At 73.6% G+C, this 4158-nt stretch carries 1 protein-coding gene; it reads right to left on the bottom strand.

The features are described 5' to 3' along the window. On the bottom strand, window positions 1–4158 hold a 4158-nt coding region (locus AN218_RS04825), incomplete at both ends, for an SDR family NAD(P)-dependent oxidoreductase (RefSeq protein ID WP_171908599.1).

Raw genomic sequence — 4158 nt, 5'->3', positions numbered from 1 at the left:
GCTCCCTCGCCGGAGAGCGCGAGCCGCCACTCGAAGACCTCCGTGGCGTCGCCGGGCGAGGGCAGCTCCGCCCACCGCGCGTCGCGCAGCCGCAGCGCGCCGTCCAGGCCCGCGAGCCGCGCGAACGCCAGCGCGCCGTCCAGCAGGGCGACGGTCGTGAAGCGGCGGGTGCGGCCCACCGTGTGGACGTAGTCGAGGAGTTCGTCGCCCGTCAGCTCCAGCGCGAAGCGCACGCCGTGCAGATCGGAGCGGTTGACGCCGACCCAGGGGTGCCCGCGCCGGGTGAAGGCCAGGGGCCGCAGCACGCTGGGGGCGTCGTCGAAACCCGGGTACCAGCAGCGCACCTTCTCGAACGGGTACGCGGGCAGCGCCAGCTTCGCCGGACGGGTGCCCGAGGGCCACAGCAGGTCCCAGTCCACGGCCGCGCCGGAGATCCAGTATCCGGCCAGCTCCGCCAAGTCGGCCTGCGCCAGGGCCCGTTCGACGTCGACGGCCGCCACGCTGCGCCGCTTCCGCAGCGTGCTCTCGGTGAAGCGCACACCGTCGGGCAGCGCGGGTGCGCCGGACGTCCAGTCCGCCGCCGCCAGCGCGGCGAGCCGGGCCTCGGCGTCGGCCGTGCCGTGCGCGACGAAGGCCAGCCGGCAGGGGAGTTCGTTCTTGCCGGTCTGGAGGGTGTACGCGAGGGCGTTGAGCGCGGGCGCCTCGTCGGCGACATGGCGGTGCGCGTCGCGCAGCACCGTGCCCAGGGCCTGCGGCGTCATCGCGGAGAACACCAGAAGCTGTGAACCGCCGTCGTCGGGCGCGGAGTTCACCGTGCCGTCGAACTCCTCGACGACCAGGTGCACGTTGATGCCGCCCGCGCCGATCGAGGTGACGCCCGCACGGCGCGGCACCTCCGCGCCGTGCACGACGGGACGCCGCCACTCGGCGCGCTCACGCTGCACCACGAACGGCGTCGAGCCGAAGTCGATGGCGGGGCTGAGGGTTTCGGAGTGCAGCGACGGCGCCAGCGTCCGGTGCCGTAGCTGAAGCAGCACCTTCGTCAGGCCGACGAGACCCGAACCGGACAGCAGATGCGCCACGTTGGACTTGACCGACCCGATCGCGCAGTAGCCCACGTCCCGGGTGTCCCGGCCGAAGGCCAGGCTCGCGCCCTTGATCTCGATCGGGTCGCCCAGCGAGGTCGCCGAGCCGTGGCCCTCCAGATAGCTGACGGTGCGCGCGTCCACGGCGGCGTCGTCGAGCGCCCTCTCGATCGCCCTCGCCTGCTGCTGCGGGCTGGGCACCGTGAAGCCGTTGCGCACACCGGCGTTGGTCATGCCGCTGCCCTTGATGACGCCGTAGACGTGGTCGCCGTCCGCGACGGCCTCGGCGAGCGGCTTGAGCACCAGGGTCCCCACGCCCTCGCCGAGGATCGTGCCGTCCGCGCCGAGTCCGTAACTGCGCACGACCTCCGCCGACTTGGTGGTGAAGTGCGCCTGCGAGGTGGCGATCAGGTCGTACGGGTGGAGCATCAGATTGATGCCGCCGACGACGACCATGCGGCACTCGCCGCCGCGCAGCATGCTCAGCGCCTGGTGCACACAGGCCGAGGACGACGAGCACATGGTGTCGACGAACATCGACGGACCCGTGAACCCGTAGTAGTACGAGAGCATGTTGGCCATCACGCCGACCTCGCTGCCGCTCGTCGCGGTGCCGCGCATCAGCATGTTCTCGAAGCCGTAGTAGGCGTAGCTGTTGTTCATCGAGCCGACGAGCACGCCCACGTCGCCGTCGTAGCGGCGGCGCAGCGTCTCCTTCGAGTACCCGGCGTCCTCCAGCGCCGTCACGCCCGCCTGGAGGAAGAGGCGCACCTCGGGCGAGAGAAGTTCGGCGTCGCGCTGGGAGATGCTGAAGTAGCGGGGGTCGAAGGCGTCGACGTCACGCAGGAAGGTGCCGGTGCGCACCGTGGTCTTGCCCAGCACGTCCCGCTCGTCGAAGTACAGGTCGCCGTGCGGCCACCGCGAGGACGGCACGGGCTCGAAGCTGTGCCGTCCCTCGCTGAGCAGCTCCCAGAACTCCTCCAGGGTGTCGGCGCCCGGGTAGCGGCCCGCCATGCCGACGACAGCGATGTCGCCGTTCCCGGCGGGGGCGGGGCGCGGCGTGGGCGCGGGGACGGAAGCGGGAACGGACGCGGGGACGGCCTCAACGGACGTACCCGGTACGGCGGTTGGCTCCGGAGGCGCCGGTGCGGGTGCGGGTGCGGGTGCCGCGGCGGCCGGCTCCACCGGTACGGGGGCCGTGGCCGCGGGCTCCGCCGCCTCGGACGGCTGCGGCTCCTCCGGCGCGAAGAGTTCGGTCAGCCGCGCACGGTGCTCGGCCACGAAGTACTCGGCCACGCCCTTCAGATCGACGTACTCGAAGAAGAGGGTCTTGGGCAGCGAGCCGAAGACGTCCTCCAGCCTGCTCGTCAGATCGACGATCGAGATCGACTCGATCCCGTACGTCTCCAGCTTCTCCTCGGGGTGGATCTGCTCGGCGTCCTGGAGGGTGACCTCGGCGAACTGCTCCCGCAGGAAGTCCTGTGTGCGGACGAGGAGTTCGGCGTCGCTGAGCGCGGCCGGCGCCGTCCCGGTCCCCTCGCCGCGCGCGGCGGATACGGACCCGGACGCGGAGCCCGGCGCGGACGCGGACGCGGAGCCGGACCGTGCGCCCGTGACCTGCGGACGGTCCAGACCCGCGTACACCCGCAGCGCCGGACGGTCGCCGTAGAGGACCACGCGCCGCACCGGCGAACCGGTGTGCAGCGCACGCTCCAGCGCGTCGAGGCCGGTGCCGGAGGGCAGCGGCACGGTGCCGGTGCGCTTGCGCAGATACTTCAGGCTCGCGTCGTCCACACGCATGCCGCCCTCGGCCCACAGCGGCCAGTCGACGGCCCGGGTGGTCAGCCCGGCGGCCTGCCGCCGGGCGGCGAACGCGTCGAGGTAGGCGTTCGCGGCGGCGTAGCCGGCCTGCGCCGCGTTGCCGAAGGCACCCGCGACCGACCCGAAGACCAGCAGGAAGCCCGGAGCGGCCGCGCGGGTGGCGCGGTCGACGCAGGTGACGCCGTCCACCTTCGGCGCGAGCACGGCCTCGGTCCCGGCGAGCGGCTTCGCCGTCAGATAACCGTCGTCGAGCACCCCGGCGGCGTGGAACACACCGTCGATCCGGCCGTGTTCGGCCAGTACGGCGGTCACCAGCGCGTCCACGCTGTCCTGGTCGGTGACGTCCGCGCCGCGGTAGGCCAGCGTGCCGCGGGTGAGCCTGGAGGCGAGCGCGTCGGCCGCGGGCGCGGCGGGCGACCGTCCGCTGAGGACGACCGTCGCCCCGTACCGCAGGCACAGCCGCTCGGCCAGCAGCAGCCCGATGCCGCCCGCGCCGCCGGTGATCCAGTAGACGCCGCCCTCCGCCAGCAGGCTCTCGCCCGTTGTGCCGTGCGGCAGTTCGGCCGTCTCATGGCGCAGCCGGCGGCCGTCGGCGGTGTGGGCGACCTCCTCGTCCGCCGCGCCGCCCGCGGCGTCCGCCGCCACTGCCGCTGCCGCCTCCGTACGGACGACCTGCTCGAAGCGTGCGGAGTCGCGCGGGTCGAAGCCCTCCACCAGCACGGTGGTGCCGTGGAAGGACGGGTTCTCCTGGTGCGCCGTCTTCAGCAGGGCCGCCAGCGGCGCGAAGACCGGGGAGTCGGGTGCGCCGGGGGCCACGAGCAGAACGCGCCGCGACTGCCCGACGAGCCCCCGGACATGGGAGTAACAGGCCGCGAACGCCGCCTTCATGGCGTCCGCGTCGCTCGCGTCGCGCGGTACGGCCAGGTGCTCGACGTCCATGCCGAGACGGGCGGCGCTCGCGGCGACGAGGTCGGCGTCCAGGGCGGCGTTCAGCACCGTGACGGGAGCGGCGGCGCCCGTCTGTGCCGCGGCCGGTCCCGCCTCGGCGGCGGGAAGGCCGAGGGGCGCGGGCGTCCAGCGCCCGGTGACCTCCAGCAGCTCGCCCGGCGCCGGTACGGAGACGCGCGCTTCCCTCAACTCCGGGCTCCCGATGGACAGTTCACGCGAGGTGTAGCCCGTCAGTCGGGCGCACAACCGCCCCCGCTCGTCGAACAGATCGATGTCGGCGGCGCCGGGACGGCGTCCGCCCGCG

It is taken from the genome of Streptomyces nanshensis (assembly GCF_001751255.1).
GTDB classification, from domain to species: domain Bacteria; phylum Actinomycetota; class Actinomycetes; order Streptomycetales; family Streptomycetaceae; genus Streptomyces; species Streptomyces nanshensis_A.
Note: the sequence above shows the minus strand (reverse complement) of the source record. Positions and strands in the feature narration are given on the sequence as shown.